This is a genomic window from Mojavia sp. (genome assembly GCF_059505145.1).
On sequence record NZ_JCACKA010000132.1, the window covers coordinates 1 to 18,959 of the forward strand.

At 40.2% G+C, this 18,959-nt stretch carries 11 protein-coding genes; 7 read left to right on the forward strand and 4 right to left on the reverse strand.

The features are described from left to right. Positions 1-269 (forward strand): GNAT family N-acetyltransferase (locus tag AC5JL8_RS35370; protein ID WP_495884365.1); only part of this gene is annotated, 269 nt, incomplete at its 5' end. Positions 270-321: 52 nt separating this feature from the next. On the opposite strand, the gene AC5JL8_RS35375 is transcribed toward AC5JL8_RS35370, so the two are convergent. Next, on the reverse strand, positions 322-897 hold the full coding sequence (locus AC5JL8_RS35375) for a dihydrofolate reductase family protein (RefSeq protein ID WP_495884366.1): 576 nt from the start codon (positions 895-897) through the stop codon (positions 322-324). A gap of 366 nt (positions 898-1,263) precedes the next feature. Between AC5JL8_RS35375 and AC5JL8_RS35380 the strand changes: the two genes are divergently transcribed. The 4 genes from AC5JL8_RS35380 to AC5JL8_RS35395 all read left to right on the forward strand — a co-directional run bounded on the left by AC5JL8_RS35380 (position 1,264) and on the right by AC5JL8_RS35395 (position 4,518). After that, complete coding sequence (locus AC5JL8_RS35380) at positions 1,264-1,845, forward strand: LOG family protein (protein WP_495884367.1); 582 nt, start codon at positions 1,264-1,266, stop codon at positions 1,843-1,845. A gap of 142 nt (positions 1,846-1,987) precedes the next feature. Continuing rightward, the gene (locus AC5JL8_RS35385) at positions 1,988-2,752 is read left to right on the forward strand and encodes a glutathione S-transferase (protein ID WP_495884368.1); all 765 of its coding nucleotides are present in this window, start codon (positions 1,988-1,990) and stop codon (positions 2,750-2,752) included. 321 nt (positions 2,753-3,073) lie between these two features. Further along, the gene (locus AC5JL8_RS35390; protein WP_495884369.1) at positions 3,074-3,310 is read left to right on the forward strand and encodes a GNAT family N-acetyltransferase; all 237 of its coding nucleotides are present in this window, start codon (positions 3,074-3,076) and stop codon (positions 3,308-3,310) included. Between the two features lie 188 nt (positions 3,311-3,498). Continuing rightward, positions 3,499-4,518, forward strand: coding sequence for a tRNA-dihydrouridine synthase family protein (locus tag AC5JL8_RS35395; RefSeq protein WP_495884370.1), 1,020 nt, complete (start codon positions 3,499-3,501; stop codon positions 4,516-4,518). A gap of 84 nt (positions 4,519-4,602) precedes the next feature. Here the strand turns inward: AC5JL8_RS35395 and AC5JL8_RS35400 are convergent, their stop codons facing one another. Beyond that, entirely contained in the window at positions 4,603-4,956 is a 354-nt protein-coding gene (locus AC5JL8_RS35400; RefSeq protein ID WP_495884371.1) for an SGNH/GDSL hydrolase family protein, read from the reverse strand. A gap of 143 nt (positions 4,957-5,099) precedes the next feature. Here AC5JL8_RS35400 and AC5JL8_RS35405 point away from each other — a divergent pair, with 143 nt between their 5' ends. After that, a complete protein-coding gene (locus tag AC5JL8_RS35405) occupies positions 5,100-6,407 on the forward strand; it encodes an NF041680 family putative transposase (RefSeq protein WP_495884372.1) in 1,308 nt (435 codons plus the stop codon). A 68-nt stretch (positions 6,408-6,475) separates the two neighbouring features. On the opposite strand, the gene AC5JL8_RS35410 is transcribed toward AC5JL8_RS35405, so the two are convergent. Together AC5JL8_RS35410 and AC5JL8_RS35415 are read right to left on the reverse strand one after the other, a co-directional pair. Further along, positions 6,476-6,862: a hypothetical protein gene (locus AC5JL8_RS35410; RefSeq protein ID WP_495884373.1), complete on the reverse strand. Its 387-nt coding sequence runs from the start codon at positions 6,860-6,862 to the stop codon at positions 6,476-6,478. Between the two features lie 333 nt (positions 6,863-7,195). After that, positions 7,196-16,117 (reverse strand): nSTAND1 domain-containing NTPase, encoded by an 8,922-nt coding sequence (locus AC5JL8_RS35415; RefSeq protein WP_495884374.1) that lies wholly within the window; start codon positions 16,115-16,117, stop codon positions 7,196-7,198. Positions 16,118-17,086: 969 nt separating this feature from the next. Between AC5JL8_RS35415 and AC5JL8_RS35420 the strand changes: the two genes are divergently transcribed. Beyond that, positions 17,087-18,959: plasmid replication protein, CyRepA1 family (locus AC5JL8_RS35420; protein WP_495884375.1), on the forward strand; the 1,873-nt coding region annotated here is incomplete at its 3' end.

An 18,959-nucleotide genomic window follows, 5' to 3' on the forward strand; every position in this document is an offset into this window, starting at 1 on the left:
ATGAGAAAAGTTGGTGGATAGGGTTAATGATGTTGGCTCCAGAATACAGAGCCAAAGGTAATGGCTCTCAATTTTATAAAGCATACGAAAAATGGCTGGCTCAACAAAAAGCCCAATTCGTATTTTTAGCTGTTCTGGAAGAAAATCAGTTGGGTTTTGCTTTTTGGCAGAAGTTGGGTTTTGAAGTGGTACGCATCGCACCACCTCAACAATTTGGAAACAAAGTTCATCAGCGTTATGTGATGCAGCGACAGATTATTGACGGCTGAGGCTACTGGAGTTTTACTGGCTCAACAGAACTATCGAGGCTCAATAACTTAATTACTTCACCCTGTAATCGAGTAACACTACTGAGTTTTCATAGATATTGCTGTTGACAAGTTCTAAAGCAGTTTGCCCTATTACTCCAGAAAACAGTGGGATGCCTGAACCCATCAAAAATGGGTTGACTTTCAGGATTAACCGATCAATTAATTTGTGAGCAAAAAGCGTTGTGGCTAAATCCCCCCCACCACACAGCCAAATGCCTTTAAGAGTTTCGTTCTTCAAACTTGTGACTAACTCAACAGCATTTTCCCTAACAAGTTCAACATTCTCATCTGGGCTAGAGAGCATACTGCGTGAAAAGACATACTGTTTCATGTGTGAGTAAGGATTTGTGATGCCATCCTTCAATCCTACCTCGTAGGTCTTTCGCCCCATGAGAACAACATCAAACCACTTGTTCTCAGCATGGATACCCATTACCTCACGAAACTCTGATGGAAAGGTTTCAGGAAAGTCGGCAGATAAAGAAGCAAAATATTTAGCATCTGGGGAAAAGCCGTTATGTGAACCGTCGATCTGAGCAATATATCCATCAACGCTGCAAGCCACAAAATACGTCAGTTCTCGCATATTGACATCCTTTGTGAAAAATTTCTAGCAACACTATTAAACAAACTAATAAACCTGTATTTCACATGGACACTCTCTGCTGGTCATTAGAAAACCATCCTTACCAAACGAGCTTGATTTTCACCACTGCCTCATCCGCTCTTTGAGTTTTGTTAATGAATCACTGCAAAATCTTTACAGCTTAAGTATGCGCTATTCTTATCCCCACAGGTAGACAATTGAGAACTATTGTCCCTCAAGTGGGCTGCTGTTGGGGGCGAGGGCACTGAGAATCAAAAGTTGAGTTTGATTTAGGTTTTAATATTTAAAATCAATGTACCGTTTCTGTTAGACTTCTTGAGACAGTTGACTCAAAAGAATAAATTGATGAAACGTATTTGTGTCTACTGCGGCTCTAATTTTGGTAATCGCAACAGCTATCTTGAGGCAGCACAAAGTCTAGGTGTTGAAATGGCACAGCGTGGAATTACCCTTGTTTATGGTGGGGGAAAAGTAGGACTCATGGGTGCTGTAGCTGATTCTGTGCTAGCTGCTGGTGGAAAAGTTATTGGTGTAATGCCACAAGCTTTAGTTGATAAAGAGATTGCACACACTGGTTTAAGCGACCTTCGAGTTGTAGGATCAATGCACGAGCGGAAATCGCTCATGGCTTCGCTGGCTGATGCTTTTATTGCCCTACCAGGTGGGCTAGGAACATTAGAAGAATTTTGTGAAGTTGCCACTTGGACTCAACTGGGATTTCATCGCAAAGCTTGTGGACTGTTAAACATTGACGGGTTTTATAATCGATTGATTTCTTTCCTTAACCACGCAACAAAAGAGCAGTTTATTCGCTCTGAACACAGAAGTATTGTTTTAGTAGGGGAAACTCCTGTGGAATTAATTGAAAAGTTGAGTCAATTTGAAATTCCCAACGTACATAAGTGGATTGACCGGGATCAACAATAGTCTAGTCATTATCAACACATTAGCCTGTCAATCGCGCTTTTCATTACCTTAAAAATAGCGATCGCGACAGAAGGATGAAAGGCTAGATTAGTTAAATTTACTACTTGGTATGATGGTCTGGTGCAGTTTTTTGGATTGATTAATGTTCTTTGTGCCTCGGTTAATCACATTTCGCATCAGCCACTACTGCGAGAAAGTCCGATGGGCATTGGATCGCATCCGCTTTCCTTACATTGAAGAGTGTCATTTACCGCCGTTACATCGACTGAAGACAACTCCTGTTGGTGGCAGCAGCGTTCCTGTTTTAGTGACCCAAGCTCAAGTGTTTAAAGATTCAGCAGATATCTTAAATTACTTAGATACCCTAACACCCCTTCATCTCAAACTATATCCAACCTCGTCAGTGTTACGCCATGAAGTTGACGAATTAGAAGCGCAATTTAATTGCCAACTTGGTGTTTTAACAAGACAGTGGGGCTATTTTTATGCACTTGCGAATCGCACTTTGATGCAACAACTTTGGTGTCAAGGAATACCATCATGGGAGAAATTACTATTTCCTGTTGTGTTTCCCTTGACTTGCCGTTTAGCGTATTCCAGTTACAACGTTAATCGTCAAAGCGCGCTCACTGCCTATCATCAAATTCAACAGATTTTTGAAGCCGTTAGCCATCGTCTTTCAGATGGACGTAGATATTTAGTGGGAGACTGCTTTTCGGCAGCAGATTTAGCATTTGCCAGTTTATCGGCTCCCGCATTATTGCCACCTGAGTATGGTGGGCTTTTTCCCTCCCTTCTTCAACTTCCTCATGAAATGGTAGAACAGGTTCACACCCTACGCGATACAGTTGCAGGCAGATACGTTCTGCGTCTTTATCAACAGGAACGTTATATGGCAAATATTTAACAACATAATGCTGAAGAGCAAGATATTAATATCCGAATATGCAATTATTTAGCACTTATTCTCAGCTTTTGGATTCTTTAAACGCTTTGTAGAAGACATATATGACGAATGGCACGAAGAGCGCGCGTTATTTGTTGAGGCAAGCTGTTCTTGATCTGGGGATGCGCTCTTGTACTGGGGAGACAAATAAATAAGTGAATTCTAGGGCGTTTTAGTATTTAAAAATACAATTATTTTCTCTTTACTCCCCCAGCCTCCCCAGCTTACTCAACCTCAAGAGCTTTTCAAGCGTGACATTCGCATATATGACTGGATTTTGAGGTGTACAACGAATTCTATCCCGATTGGCGCGTCAGCCAGCTTCATGCGGTAGAAGAAGTCTGTGCAGCAACAGATACAAAAGTGTGGGTGGCCATCGACGACTCTGGTTCAACCGTAGGCTTTGTAGCTGTGAAACTCCATTCGCAATCTTGTATGGGAGAAATCTACATGATTGCCGTCGATCCTGATTATCAACGTCAGGGCATTGGCACTGATGAAGGCGGAATTTGCTCTTGAGCAGATGAAACTTGCCGGAATGAGCGTTGCTATGGTCGAAACCGGAGGCGACCCTGGCCATAAGGGCGCTCGTTGTACTTATGAAAAGCTGGGGTTCGGACTGTTACTAATCGCTAGATATTTTAAGAAGTTATAGGAGCAAAACGATTTTTTGATACAGTGATGCTTTGTTAAACGCTCTTGGTTTTATGTCTCAGGTATCACTTCCCCAATCGCTCCACAAGGATTTACCTCTCACCGCTCTCGCACCGATGCAAGATGTGACCAACCTAGAGTTTATGAAGGTCATTGCTGATTACGGCAGCCCTGACTACTTCTTCACCGAATATTTCCGAGTTAATCAGACCTCGCGGCTGAATCGGAGTATTCTGGCAGCAATCACCCAAAACGATACTGGTCGCCCCGTTTTTGCTCAAATGATTGGCGAAAGTATTCCCGATTTAGTCAGAACAGCAAAGGAACTCTGTGGCTATAATATTGCTGGAATTGACCTGAATATGGGCTGTCCAGCACCAAGAATTTATCGCAAAAAAGCTGGGGGTGGATTGCTGCTCTCACCAGAAAAAGTAGATCGGATTTTGGCACAACTGCGTTCTGCTGTCAATGCTCGGCCTTTAACCGTCAAAATGCGCTTAGGCTTTGAAAATACAGATAACTTTTACCAAATTCTAGATATCATCAATCGCCACAGCGTTGATTTACTGAGTTTGCATGGTCGCACAGTTCTAGATCGCTATCACGGGCCAGTGAAATATGATTTGATTGCCGAAGCGGTCAAACACGTCAATTGTCCAGTACTTGCTAATGGCAATATCAACTCAGCTGCACAAGCACTATCGGTGCTTTCTCATACAGGTGCGGCTGGTGTGATGGTAGGACGGTGGGCTATTGGCAATCCTTGGATTTTTGCTCAAATTCGGCAAGCTTTACGATGTGAACCGATTACGCCCGTTCCTCTGACAGAAGTACGCAACTATATTGAGCGTTTATGCCAAACCCTAAAAGCACCCAATATCCCAGAACGAGCGCGTGTAGGCTACCTCAAACTGTTTCTTAACTACATTGCCCTCAGTGTTGACAGCCAAGGTCATTTCCTGCGGCTGATGCGGCAAGCGCAGGCTGAAGTTGAACTTTTTCAGATATGCGATCGCTTTCTCTTAGCTGACACTACGCAAACTTTAGCTTTAGCTCCTTACTCTGGTATTTAACTATGGTCTGCTTGAACTGCTAAGAATTTACTCTTTGAGTGCGTAAACGCTCAAGGTGTTTGAAAAGTTTTGAATGGTCAAATTTTATGCTAATCGTAAAACCTCTGAAGTCGTTTCTGGAACCAAGATTGAACTAGAATTAATCATCCCTGCTTCTTGAATTGTTGAAAAAGCAGTTTCTCCTATAATCCGATGAGCCGCAGTCGTGGGATGAATGCCATCCCAGAACAGAAAATCGTCTGGATTACTACAGATGCCAGAGCCAGATAGACACGAACTGATGACATTTGTAAAACCAAACGCCGCCGGATTTGCCATCGCATCTCGATATAAGCTATTCACATCTAAAGTTGCAATCATTAACTGGGAATTTTGTTGAGTCAATATTTTGATTGAACGCCTTAAACTTTGATTATGTGCTTGTGTTAATTTACTCAAAGTTACAGAATTCGTCGCACTTCTAATTGCCTGGAGTTTAGACTAAATGGCAGGCAGTCAAAGAAAAAATAGGGGGTGTGCTTGAACACAGGCCCCCTATTAGCAGAATCTGAGAAAAGAACCACCAATTCTCATCTGCCAATATGAAACGTGCCAAATTAGAAGAATTTCGTCAAGCAGCGTATAACTATTTAGGTAGAGCGCATGATGCAACTTTTGAACTGATGGATGCAATATTGCTGACGCGAAACGCTTACAGTTTGGCAGATTTATCGCTATCACCAGCATTTAGACGTAAGTGGTCAAGCATCTACGAAGCACTACAAGATAGCAGACCACAGCGACAAAAATTGATGCAGTTATACATCAAAGAGATGCCAGCAGAGGGTCGTCCGTTATTGGCTGGCGACCACACAGCTTGGTCGCGCCCAAATGCAGTAACTTTGCAGGAAAGGACGATTGAACACAGCAGTGTCTCAATGGGGGGAGACAAACCAATTACTGTTGGTCAGGGGTATAGTACGATTGCATGGATACCGGAAGATTCGGGTAGTTGGGCATTACCCTTGCGACATGAGAGAATTACTAGTTGGGAAAGCCCAATACAAAAGGCGGCTTGGCAACTACAACAAGTCTGTGAACATTTACCTACAAGACCAATTTCAGTTTGGGATAGTGAGTATGGCTGCGCCCCTTTCGTGTTGAAGACGACTGATATCAAAGCAGATATTTTTGTGCGTTTACGTTCAAACTTATGTTTATGGGGCGCACCGCCACCATATTCCGGGAAGGGAAGACCCAGAAAACATGGTGATAAATTTAAATTGAATGATACTTCTACATGGAGTGAAGTTGCTCAAAGTATAGAAGTAAATCATGCCAAACTAGGCCGAGTCAAGGTGAGCCTGTGGTTAAATTTACACTTTCGTAAAGCCGCTATACGCCCGATGTCTCTGATTCGGGTTGAGCGTCTTGATGCGGAAGGCAACTTGCGGGTGTCAAAACCTTTGTGGTTGGCTTGGTTTGGAGAACAAATGCCGACCTTAGAAGAAGTTTGGCAACTTTATTTGCGGCGCTTTACTGTTGACCACTGGTATCGATTTTTGAAGCAACGTCTACACTGGACTCTTCCGAAACTAAGTACCCCGAAGCAATGTGAGCGTTGGAGTGATCTGATGCCAATCATGACTTGGGAATTATGGTTAGCGCGTGATCTCGTTGCAGATAGCCCTCTACCTTGGCAAAAGTTATTGGTTAGTTTGACCCCTGGAAGAGTTGCCCAAGCAATGGAGAGCATTTTAACGACGATTGGTACTCCTGCCCGTCCGCCCAAACCTCGCGGAAAGTCTCCAGGTTGGAAATTAGGACAACCACGACAACGTAGAATCCGTTATCCAGTTGTCAGAAAAACTACAACTAAGCCACGTAAACAACAACCAAAATCTGCTTAATATTGCCGATTTTCATGCCTGAAGCCTGCTTGTTTTAAACTCAGCGTTCCTGGGTCGTTTTTTGCTGCTTAGTCTAAACTCCAGTTGGGTTGAATTATCAGGTTCCCGCCTGGTGCAGTTCCTGTCGTCCCAGCTTCTAAGCTACTGCCATCTGTTAGGTTTAATTGCGAGGTTTGCACGGTCAGATTGCCACCACTAGCTGCGGGGTTAGTAGAATTAGTAGCAGATGAAACGCGCATTCCATTGCTGATAGTTAGTTTTTCAGTACCAAGAAGCACATCTCCGGCTCGTCCACTACCAACATCTTCCGATGTAGCCGCCAAGATACCATTACCATTGAGGGCGATTGACTCAGGGGCGGTGATAGTGAGGTTTCCTCCCTTACCGCTACCAGAGGTGGATGCTGAAATCTGCGCTTTATGAAAAAAGTTTACTGTCAAGGTTTGTCCATTCAAAGGTTGAAGCGTCAGCTTTCCAGCTGGCCCTGTACTGCTTGTCTGAGCAAAAACACCACTAGTGGAACCAGATAACTGTATTTCTGGAATATTTAGTGTGATGTCACCTGCTTGTCCACTACCAAAGGTAGATGTACGCAGTTGCCCATCATTTAAACGGGTGGAGTGGATGGGGTGAATTTTAGGTTATGAGCAATCACATCCTTTTGATGCAACGCTATTTCTCTGTACCGGATTCGATGTTCACAAATAACTATTGAACATTTCTTGGATAAAAAACAGGCACAAATCAAGAACACTGGTCAAGGCTTTTATTAGTAGCTGTTCAGAAAGTTAAGGTACAGGATCAAAATCATAGCCAGATTTAGAACGAGATTTAGGATTAGCTTGAATCTTAACAAGTTGGATTCCCTGATTATGCTCACCCTTAGCATCAAACTTAACCTCGCCTGTTGCACCCTTAGCTATAAACTTTTGCGAGCGAAGAATTTGAGCTAATCCTTCACGAGTAGGGGGTGTGGGGGTATTTTTCAGTCCTTCGATTAGCGCAACGGTAGCATCATAAGACATGGCAGTTCGCCAATTAACATCTGCTTTCCATAGCTTTCTTGAAGTGTTTGGAAAATTATTCTGAGAAGTTAAAATGTGCCAGGGAACTGCAACAACCATCTCAACTGCATTATCTTTACCTTCTTCCAAAATTTTAGGTGTATAAACATCATCTCCGCTCAAAAGAGGAAGTTGCCTATTATTAGCTTGCACTACTTGGAGAGCATCATCTAATTCTTTTGTATCTGGAAGTAATACTAGCACTTCAGCTCCTTCCTGAATGGCTCGTTCTACACTTTTATTTGCATCTAAATCAGAATTAGACAAGTCAAATACCAACTTGTTTGTTAGCTGACCTTTTGTTGAAGCAATTGCGCTTACAAACTCTTTCTTGAGAGACTGGCTAGACTCACTTTGAGAACTATAGAAAACGGCGGCTTTTTTCTTTCCTAACCGATTCAGCATATAATCTGCCAATGCCCTTGCTGTTACAGCATCACTGGGGACAGTACTGAAAATGTAGTTACTGAAGCCCTTTAGTTTCATAGTGGTACTGACCGGAGAAATGGCTACTAGTTTTCCACTGTTATAAATCTCGCTTGCTGCCAAGGTGGCATCACTGGAATAGTGACCCACTACTCCCAGTACCTTAGAATCTTGGATAAATTTTTTCGCAATCTGTTTAGCCAGATTGGGACTGTTATTATCATCGGCAATTAGTACCCGCAACGGTACACTATTGATACCCTTCGCTTTGTTAATTTCATCTTGAGCTTGGGCAACTCCCCGCAACATCTCTAAAGCACTATTCACATCGCTACTAATAGGAACAGATGTAGCGATCGTATAAGACTTATGATTACCAATTATAGCGTTGTTCAAGTAAATTAAAGCTTCTGGATCGTTAGGTTGTTTGTCCAGGTATTCTTTTAAGGACTTTACAGCTTTATCAAAATTACCAGTAGCGATCGCCTGCACCCCAGCCTGTTTTAACCAAGTTAATTGGTCAGGGCTTGTGAGGATTTCTTCACCACTGCTGATTTCCCCATCCCGTTCCAATTTAGGTGTACTTGATAGAGTAGGTACAGGTGAAACTTTAACTGATGGGGTTGGGTAATTAGAGTTTTTCCCAAAGCTTGAAAAAATCCCAAAAACTAGTGTTGCTAGGAGGATAAATGAAGATCCTCGTAAAATACGCCATTTCATCAGATCAGAGCGTTTTTTCTCAATACTTTTGTTTACAAACTCGTTTTCTAATTGGTTGAGCCAGTTATCATCTGATTTGACTACTTGTTCTAGCCAATCAAGGTGTCGATTACGAGACCAAAGAAAACTTTGCTCCTTATTGTTGTCTTGCCAAGACACAGCTTCTGGTGTCAACCATCTTAATAAAATTAAATGTTCTTTCTGGTTTTGTGTCCATATCCTTAGCCTGTCCCATGCTTGCACTAAGTCAGAGTTTGGTTCGACATAAATCTTCTCGCCTTGTGGTGTTTTCAAAAGCAAGTTTGCCCTTACAAATGCCTCAACTACCTGATTCACCCGCTCATTTTCTTCTGGGTTTGGATATACTAATTCCGACTCTGGCACACGTCGCCGAGCCAACTCAACCCCATCTACTACTACCATCCGTAGCATCACATTGCGGATAGTTTTCTCCCTCGAACTTTGTAATTCCCGATTTAATTGCTCTGAATTAATAAAATGCTCATATTCTCGTTCCGCTTGTCTATAAATAGCCGCTTGTCTAGAAATAGAACGAGATTCTATCTCAAGAGATAGTTCTTCCTCTTCCTGAATTTGCCTTTGTTGCACGCTTTTCTTGACAAACTCATCTTCTAATTTGTTGAGCCAATTGTCATCGGAATTAGATACCTTTTCTAGTAACACGAGGCGATAGTCTTTATTCCAAAGATACTTTTTATCCTTCCCATTGTTATGCCAATACACAGTATCCTGTGTTAGTCGTTGTCGTAGACTTAAAGGCACATTTTCATTTGCATCTTTTGTCCACGTAATTAACCTATCCCATTTAAGTACTAAAACGTCGTGTATAGGCTCAACTATATTTTGATATTGTACGAGAAGGTGTGCATCTACAAATGCCTTAATTACTTTTTTTACCCGCTCATTTTCTTCTGGTTGTGGATACTCCAGTTCAGATATTAACACCCGTCGGCGAGCCAACTGACTGTCTACAGCCACCATACGTAGCATTACATTGCGAATTGTTTTATCCCATTTTTGGTAAGACTCCTTGTGTTGCTCGTATTGGTTGCTGAACTCCTCGTATTTCTTGCAAGAGTCTTCAAATTTATGGAAGTAATCCTCTACTTTCTGAAAAGAATCTTCTAATATCAGAGTTTTAGAAAGTAGAGGTAAAATCAAAATTGAATAATGAAATGTCTTTAAACTAAGAACTGAATAATGAAATTTCCCTGCTAACAGACAAGTGACACTGAGCTTAGGCTGGAAAATTTGCGAAGTTAAAGTTTCATCAGTTACAGGAATCGTGCCAGAGGTCAATAATTGTTCTAGCAATTCTTCTAAATAAAAACCTGGGAAAATGTTTTGTAAGTGTTCGCCTAAACTTTGGAAATTTAAACATATATCCTTAAATAATTCATTTAAGCGATTTGGCGGAACAAATTCCTCATATTGTGATTCCAATGTTTTAGTTAGTACTTCTGTCACCCCACCTAGTTCTTGATAATCTTCTAGGGTAAGAGTGCGACTTTCATATTCATTTTTCTCTGAAAGCTTATAGTAAAGCTGATGTAAGATAAAAGAGACTAAAGGCAGTGTTCCTTGTATTTGCCCTACCTCATCCAGCAACTTATCTACTAAGTAGTTATACTCCTTGTCTAATTCAAAATTTATCGCCTTTACTATAGCGGGTTTTTCTATCGCCTGTTGTAATTCTGATCGAGTTATGTCTAGGTCAACAAACTTAGCTTCTGTCCAATATTGCTTGAGGACAGAGTTTTGAAATTGCGGTTCAAAATCTGAACGTACTGTCAATACAATCCGTAACCATTCTGAATTTTTCTCAATTGTCTGTGCAAGCCAATTAAGAAAATTTTCTCGCTCTTCCTCATTTTGACAAAGGGTAATTAGTTCTTCAAACTGATCAATTACTAACAGCCGCTTATCACCAAGCCACTTAAGACTATGATTTTTCCATTCAACTAATTTGTCGTCAAGTTTCTTGGTTTGTTTTTGACTCGTACCCGATGTATTAGGCTCCCCAAACAACCAGTTAAGTATTTTGTTGAACCAAGTAGTTTTATTTTCCTCTGGTTGCTCATAAGTTTGCTTAGAAGTAGTAAAACGAAGTATCTGATTTAAGCTATTATTCAACGCCTTAATTGGAGATTCCCCAATGCGGATTTTAATATACCACTGCTTCTTCGAGTCATCTAACTGTGTTTCTAACTGCTTTTGTAAATCCTTTAACTGCGCTCTTGACTGATCTTGTAAGTCCTTCAAGTGGTTTGTTAACTTTTTGTTTTTTTCATTTAATTTTAGTTTTAGTTGATTTTTTATTTCTATCGTTATTTCTTTTACCTTTGCTTCTAAATCTAAAACATTTTGCAAGTTTGCTTGATTTTTTATTTCTTGTAAAACTTCTAAAGTTCGTAGAATATCACTTGATTTTATTCTTAATTTTCTCTGTAAATACGCTAAATTTTGAATTGTTTCTGCTTCTTCTATTTGATTATCAAATTCTTTGATAATATTCTGCTCTTGCTTTATATTCTCTATGCTTTTCTCCGTTTCAGATAGAGCTTTTATAAGTTCACTTAAATCTCCTAAATTTTGACTTGATGCTATTTTTAGTTTCTTTTGCCAATCTATTAATTTCTGACTTGTGTTTGCTTTTTTTAATTGTTCTATTAAGTGTTTTTCTTGTTTATCTAACTCTTTAAAATTTACTAATTGCTCTTCTATATCCTGCGATACCTCCAACTTTAATTGTTCTTCTAAGTACTTTAACTGCTCCCTTCTCCAATTAGGAATTAATCCTGCCTTGACTAAGCTGGATTTACCCGTTCCAGGAACACCTACAACTACTGTGAAAGTATGTTGATAGACTTTCTCATAAAGCTTTTTGATCTGTCTGTCTCTCCCAAAAAATAAGTGACTGTGTTCTTCTTCATAGGACTCCAATCCTCGGTAAGGATTATTTTCTGCGTTTAGGGCTGGTGCATTCTCCAGTTTATCTGGATCAAACCCAGGCAAGAGAAAAATATATTCCCCTTTACCGTGTTTCTTCAAATGCCAAATTTCTGGGGTTTGTTGTTTGTATCGCTCTTCGCTTTGTGGCTCAACTTCATCACGCAAATATGAATAAAGTTTAGTTGCTGTAATAATGTTATTGCTAAAGAAATCTTTGGGTTTTTCTTTTAATGCCTCTAAAAGTGCCGCAGCAAATGGAGAGTGTTGTCCATTGTCTTTTTGCCCTCGCTGTCCTAATAAATCCGAGGCTGTCTGATTTTGAGCGGCTGAAGTAATAACTTGCCATGCAGGATCTTTAATGAAGCGATCGTAGCGTTGTTTATAGAGTGTGACATTTTCAGGAGTAGCTTTTCGCGTAAGGCTTGCCCATCGGAATGAGCCAGCAAAGCAACAGTCTAAAATTGCCAACATATGACGACATTGGAGTTTGATTAGGGCATCATGACACTCTTGCATTGTTATGTAAGTTTCTGTATCATCAATGACGGCATCTTGAGGTAATAAGAAACCTGCCAGTTCTTCCCTGTCGTCGTAAGGATCTTTACCAATTCCATGCCCAGCGAAGTAGAAGAGAAGACAGTCTTTGTTCGTAATATTTTCTTTGTTATCGTCAATAGTTATTTGGCTATTTTTTAAGTCTTTTAACAGTTCTGTTAGCTTTTCTTTAGTGGCTTGTTCATTTCTAAGCAATTGAACTTTATAGCCATACGTATCTTTGAGAATTTCACAAAGTTTTTCAGCATCGTTAACAGCCGTATTTAAAGGCTTTTCTTTATAGTTATTAATTCCAATAACGATTGCAAAACTATTCTCAAATTCATGACTCGATTTAGATGTTGATGAAACTGGGCTGCTCTGTTGAGTAGGGGTTAATTGCTCTTGAAAGGTTGAATTTAGTTCAATAACAGAGGGAGGTTGGGACGGGATGCTCTCTTTTTGCTCACTTGTATGTATTACTGCATCTTCCTTTAAAGCGGTCGAAATATACTGCTCAATTTTTTTTTTCGGCGCTAGTGCTTCACTTAATGCTATCAAACCTTCTGAATGCTCTATAAAGTAAGTTAAATGGTCGCAAGCTACTTCTTTGTTGATAAGAATATTTCTTCCTTCTGGAAGTTTCTTAATGCTATTAACTTCCACAGCAATATCATTTGGTTGACCAAGGAAAGGAAATTCTACAACTTGAGTACCTAACTTTTGTATCAATCGCTTTAATTTACTAGCTTGTTTTCCTTCTTGCTCTGTAGCCGCTCGGATAATAGAGGTATTACCAGCAATCACTGAATAAGGAATACCTGGATCGAGGCTTGTAGCTAAATCTTTGAGAAAATCAGAATTAGGCTTCATTTGGTCTAGAGTGACATCTACTGCTTCTATCGCACTAACTAGACACCCTAAAATTTTCACTGGCCAAGCAACGCTAGAAAGGCTATTAAGTCCAATCCCCAAAGCTAATGTTGCTAAATCTTGAACCGTTGGCCAAGGCGAACCTGCGTTGGGAGTACCTAACATTACTAGGTGTTGAACAATCTGATTACCTCCTTCTCGCTCAATAAACCAACGAGAAACTAACCCTCCCATTGAATGAGCGACAATATGTAAAGTTTTACTGTGATTAGCTGTTAAACCCACTTTTGCCAGTTTTTCTTTAAAAAGACGAGCAATCTCTGAGATTGACGTATTAATGTTCTCGTAGTCAAAGATTAGGATTAAGTCATAGTATTCATTGAGGGCAAGTTGTTGTCCATCTACAGTGATTTTAGCTCGTTGAACACTCTTGACCATATCTTTGGTATCACCCAGAATGCCATGAACATAGAGCAAAATTTTTGTTGCTTTTTTGACCTTTGCTGGGATATCTTCTATAAAAGTTAAAGTTTGATTTTCAGCGACTTTAACTGCTTTTAAAAAATAATCTTGAGACTTCCGACCCAGTTTTTCATTAACCACTTTTACAAAACACATCCAAATAGAGCCTTGTACACTTCTATCTGTAGTGTATGGATTTGGTAATCGTTCTATATTAATTTCCGTTTTGCCTTCTTCTGTGCTTTTTCCTAAACCTAAAGGAAGGTAGAGTTCTCCGTCATAGGCTATAGATAAAAGGTATTCACTTTCTCCTAAAGAAATATCAGCTAACAATCTTAAAGGGTTTTCTTTAGTAACAGATTCAGGGTTCTCCACATCAGTAAGTTCCAACACACTTAACCCTGGATCTGTACCCCGACTATTAGTAAATTGGACAGTTTGAGTTATTTGAGAATCTTCCCTCAGAATGGAGGGTAAAACCACATTTCCTAGACCACGACTAGCTTGAGGTTCAGTAGTTAAGCGAGCATTAGCATTTAATTTAGAATGAGGTTGTAACCTAACCCCTGAACCTAAATCCTTCGAGTCTCTGTTAGAAACTTGGGTAGTATTCAAAGGACGCACAGTGCTAATTTTGACTTGCTTAGTAATCCAATCTTCGAGCAACTCTGGACTTTCAGCCTTGGCTACGCGATCTTGAATCCGATTCATCAAACGATTTAAAGTACTTTTATTGAAAATCCCTCGATCTATATCTCTTATGCAAGGTACATCAAGTTCTTCCTGATTTAGTAAACTGGCATCAAACTCGGAGGTACTAACAATCAATTTAAATATATCTGCGTACTCCGTAACTTTTTGCTCCCATAATTTATCTGGCACTTCCGTTATTATGTGATTTTGATTTAAAGCCCAAGCTGTCTCATGTGGTTCCAGCTTTACAACACCTGCTCCAAAAAAATTGTTAGTGAGGTTCGAGATATCAAAAAGCTCTCCCAGGTCGAGCAAAGCACAATAAAGCGTCTGGTTACTATTATTAGTGAGTTTAAGTTGAAATCCACGATCCTTTATTTCTCCATCTGTCTCCTTATACTCCACACGCATATCCTTTAATTGTTGAAATAATTCGTTATATTTCTCATTTCTAAAAATAAATTCCATCTGCACATCGTCTAATTTAATCAGACCATTACCCGAACTTCCGAGTTCAGCAATTACCTCCCAACGAGCAATATGTTCTAAGCGTCGAATTGCTTTTTGGCTATTCTCTAGGGTGTAACCATCAATCTGGGCAACTAGAGGGCGGTCATCTTGAAATCGGGCAATTACATATTGATTATTACGGCACAGCAGGCGATACCTTATATTTTTGCTATCTTTGTTCTGCTCTTCACGAACATAGATTGAGGGATTGTTGTCAGGAGGCATACACTGAATTGCAATCCGTGCAAAATTTACCCCCTCTTCATCTCCTTCTAAGTAAATCCCTAAAGGTGGTAATGGTAGACTAGTGATAACGGCTTTAAAGGTTGACTGATGAGCCAAGTCTTCAATACCAGTAATCTCAACCTTACTTACAGATGGCAATACTTGAGTTACTTTAGCTGTACCAATAGATTTAGATGAGTGACGTAGGTCTTCAGTATGACTATCAAAGGGAAAGAGTGCTAGTGAAGTTGTTTCTTCCCCAGAAGGAATTTGTATTCCATGAATAGAACCACCATCAATGACCCAACCATATTGTTTGTCATGGCTAACCATAAAATAGGGAGTACGTTCTGCGAGCGCACCATTCAGGAAAAATTGATTTTCATCGTTTAAACTATTTACTTCAAGTTGAGGTGACTGATCGATAACTTGGCTACTTACTATGGCTTTTGCCCGTCCTAACAAATCTCGATAGGTGAGATTTCCTTTAGCTTGATGCAATGTATCTAATAAATAGTAAGAAAAAGCTCCCCGTCTTTGACGATCTCTATCAATTTCCTTTGCCTTCTGAGTAGCTTGACAAGCGCTAAGAAGAATATGACGACCTCTGGGTATTTTCCAGCCAGAGGGATGAGCTTCGCTGTTACCAGAGACAGATAGTGTATTTAATTCTTCAAGTTTAAAGATAAAACTATTTACAGGACGCTTTCGCTTATCTATAGCTGCAAGGCGTACACCTGTTTCTTGTAATGTATCTCTAGTACCAGAACCCGAATGGCAGCAATCCAGAATAATAGATATATGTGGTTGGTTTTCTGAAAGTTCAGCAATAAGTTTTGCCAATTCCTTATCGGCTAAATCCCAACTCTCAGCAGTGCGGCTATCATAACAGACTAGGGTTTCATTGAGCGGATTTAGCCCTAAATTCACAAACTCTTCTGGTGACTGCTCTTGAGATCCATGCCCACTAAAGTAGAACAGAACTGTATCACTGCTCTTAGCTTGACGCAAGTGATTCTGAAACTCATGAATAATAGCTGCACGAGTTGCTTCTTGATTTTTAAGTGTCTTCAAATATAATTTATAACCTTCCTGTGTAACTCTTGCTTTTAAATATTGTTCCATTGCTGAAATATCATTAACACATCCTTTTAAAAGTGGTGGTAAACTAATTGAATTTGAATCATATTCATCAATTCCAACTAGTAGCGCATAAATCTTATTAGTCATAATTAATCACATTAGGTTAATCTAAAAATCTTGGTATTTCTATAAACCAACTCTGACATGGATTTGATGCCTTGAATCCGTATTTTTCACTCTGCGATTACAAGGGAGCAAGTATCACAATTCAAATATTGACACTATTCTCAATAACTTTAGCCTGTTTGAGACTAAAAACTTCGCTTACCACCATAGGTTAAAGAAAGCGTGGATTGATTATCAAAACTGAGTTTTAGCCGTTTTATCAAAATTCAGCCCTTGATAAAACAACCTGCGGAGAACAAAATTTTGAGTACTTTTAATCATGAGGAATTACTACTTGATTCATCTTCAACTACGTAAAGCACAAGCTGCGTGAAACCGTTTTTTAATGTCGTCTGCAATACTAATGTGCATAGCGGTTATTCCAACTAGTGTCTATACAAAGCTACAAATGCACAAAACCTGATTCCAGATTGATATTAACAGTATTCAGTAAATTTACGATAGTAGCTCAGATTAAGCGAATATCAAAATCTTAGCCTAAAACTCCCTATAGCTTACCCATCTTTAATTACAGCAATTATTAACGATTATTTAACTACTAGCAAAGAGAAATATTTATTTACGTTTAACCTTAAGTTTGTGCTTTTGGAGCATGTAATTGTTAACAAATGCTGCATCAGCACCAGTCTTTCACCAATCCTCCATATCTGCAATACCCAAAAGTTCCCTAAAAGTTCTCATAATAAATATTCACCCACTCTACATTTGCAAAACTAAAGACTTACAATAGTTATTCTGAGCCTATAAAATAAGCTCCAGCTTGTCACTAGCCAAACGTTGGGTTTTAAACCTATCAAAATGTGAGGAACAAAAGATATAACTAGAGTCTGACATTACTCCGATTTTTCTAGAATTGCCGCACAGATACAGTTTGCGTACTTTCTCTTACTTACACAAGGCAAGTTTAGCAAGTTAACTCCAATTTAAGGCTTGCGTAAATACACCAGAGCGATCGCTCTTCCTGGGATTTGGAATGGTCGAGTTGGCAAGTCAGATTTCGAGCGACTGCATCCTGACTTAGTGCCAATGACCCAACAGGGGCGAAAGTTCATCATTCTGTTTGATTACGAAACCAAGCCTAAAGCCAAACAACACGTTTTTCAAGCAACTCGCCGCACCTGTCAAGTTATTCTCGAACTTGATTGTCAATGTGAAGTTGCAATTTTGCCAGGGCCAGAGAAAGGCATTGATGACTGGGTTGTGGCTCTGGGCAACAAAGCAGAAAAAGCAGTATCAACGATGATTGCTGATGCTCTTACCCTGCAAGAATATCGGCAAAGATTTTTCGTCAATCGCTCAAGAGGACTCAACAAGTATAAGCCGAATATTACCGTCAATACTCGTTATCTATCCCAAGTCATCCATACATTACCAAAATCAGGAGTAGTTTGTTTAGCCTCTGATATGGGGACTGGTAAAACTGAACTCTTGGCTATTCTCAGAAAAGAAAACCCCGAACTCAGTTTCTTGAACAACGGGCATCGGGTTAATCTGCTCAAAAACCTCAGCGATCGCCTGCAAACTGCGATGTATTCTGCCATATCCTGCAGCGACTGGTCAAAAGCCAAAGCCCTCAGCATCACCGTAGATTCTTTGTATAAAATGGCAAATGATTTGCAGGCTTATGACATTTTATTCATAGACGAAGCTTGTCAATATGTGGCTCACCTGCTCAAATCTAAAACCTGTAAAGAACACCGGGGGGCTATTCTGGAAGTGTTGGAGTATCTGGTCTATAACGCCAAATTAGTAGTATTAGCAGATGCTCACCTTGATGATTTGACGATTGATTTCTTCATGAAAATGCGATCAGAGGGCGAAAAGCCATACATCATCAAGAATGAGTATCGCTCAGGTGGTCGTCAGGTTCATTGGTATGAGGGGCCTAATAGTAGCGCAATAGTCGCTGTGTTTCACGCTCAACTGATGTTAGGTCAGAAGTTGATGCTGGTGAGCGATTCTAAACGCTTTATCAAAAAGTTGGAACGTGCTTTGAATGGACTTGAGCCATTGCTTGATGATGATACACCAGAGTCAGAATCAGACCAACAGATAAAAGTCTGGGCTATTCATTCAGACAATAGCGGTAGTGAGGAGAATGTTATCTTCATCAGGGAGATTAACGTTGCAATTAAAGATATTGATGCACTGTTGACCACTCCCAGTCTCGGCACAGGTGTTGACATTTCCACGTATCATTTTGATGCCGTGTTTGGTGTGTTTCACGCTGTGTCCCAATCAGCCACAGAATGCGCTCAACAGTTATGGCGCTATCGTCATAATGTAGCATTGCACGTTTGGGTTGCACCTCGTCCTCCCTTTGGTTATGCCGAAACCAATGCTCGTCATATCAAGGAAAAGATTCTTCAGAAGAATGAAATGACCGCGTTTTTAATCCGCATCGACAAAGAAACGGGTAAACGTGGAGCAGAGAAGGATTGGGCACTGGATACTTCATGCCAGATTGAAGCACAGCGCAATTGGTCAATCAATAATTTACGGGCTGACCTGCGATCGCTGTTGGAAGAAATGGGCAATACCATTGTGTCAGCAGGTGATGGTGTTGATGATGGGGCGCACAAGTGGATAAAAGCAGCAGGGGTTGCCATCGATGAGGAGCATTATCGCAAAGTTGCCAATGCTAAAAATATTGACAGGAGAACTTACACCGCGAGGCAACACCAAGATTACCTCAAGCCAGAGGAGGCATTAGAGTGCGAGAAATTCCGCATTCATGACACCTACGGGATGAGCGTAACCCCTGAACTGGTTGAGCAAGATGATGGGGGGCGGTTAATTAAAA